The following is a 503-nucleotide window of genomic DNA, read 5'->3' on the forward strand; positions in this document are numbered from 1 at the left end:
CCAGCTCCTACAGGGATTTGTGGTGTGGTCAGAACTCGGTCTGCCTGAGCATCTGCGCCGCCGGCGTATCCGCCGGGCTGACCATCGCATGTTTACCTGGAAGCCGCCAGTTCGCTGGACATCTTCTACAAACGCGATTTCTAAACCGCCACGCAACCCTTGTAGGAGCTGGCTTGCCAGCGAAAGCGGTGGATCAGGCAGCATCGTTGTTGACGGGAAGGACGCCTTCGCTGGCAAGCCAGCTCCTACAGGGATTTGTGGTGTGGTCAGAACTCGGTCTGCCTGAGCATCTGCGCCGCCGGCGTATCCACCGGGCTGACCATCGCATGTTTACCTGGAAGCCGCCGGTGGCTCGCGGGACATCTTCTACAAACGGGATTTCTGAACCGCCACGCAACCCCTGTAGGAGCTGGCTTGCCAGCGAAAGCGGTGGATCAGCCAGCATCGTTGTTGACGGGAAGGACGCCTTCGCTGGCAAGCCAGCTCCTACAGGGATTTGTGGT

General features: G+C 59.8%; 1 pseudogene. It reads right to left on the minus strand.

The features are described from left to right. Positions 1 to 28: 28 nt before the first annotated feature. Positions 29 to 118: pseudogene (locus SOP85_RS31560) on the minus strand (hypothetical protein); the annotation flags it as partial. Positions 119 to 503: the final 385 nt, after the last annotated feature.

Origin of the sequence: Pseudomonas sp. YuFO20, from assembly GCF_035064975.1 — a bacterium.
GTDB lineage: Bacteria > Pseudomonadota > Gammaproteobacteria > Pseudomonadales > Pseudomonadaceae > Aquipseudomonas > Aquipseudomonas putida_AE.